This window comes from Chryseobacterium sp. SIMBA_029, assembly GCF_046535275.1.
GTDB lineage: Bacteria > Bacteroidota > Bacteroidia > Flavobacteriales > Weeksellaceae > Chryseobacterium.
Genome location: NZ_JAWRXA010000420.1, coordinates 1 through 266, shown reverse-complemented (window position 1 = coordinate 266; position 266 = coordinate 1). Strand labels below are relative to the sequence as shown.

Below are 266 nucleotides of genomic sequence, written 5' to 3'. Positions count from 1 at the left end.
CCCACAAAGCTAAGAGTGGCTATATCGTGCGTGGTGGTCTGCATCGTATCCTTGCCTGGCCATACATTTTTTAAAAACTATAGTGTGCGAGATTTGGCTGAGTTTTTGGAGATCTACGGGCTGCCAATGCGCTTGGGGACGTATCCAGGGGGAGCGACTGAAGACGAGAAATTTACGCTATTACGGGCGGTAATGGATATTGGCCATCGTGCCGCTGGCATCATACCGCAAGGGATGCAGATTGACTTTAAGGAAGCTGCTAAAGG

1 protein-coding gene is annotated in these 266 nt (G+C 49.6%); it reads left to right on the top strand.

Annotated features, from left to right (window positions below):
- Positions 1-84: 84 nt before the first annotated feature.
- On the top strand, positions 85-266 hold a 182-nt coding region (locus SB679_RS24670; RefSeq protein WP_410704921.1), incomplete at its 3' end, for a DUF935 family protein.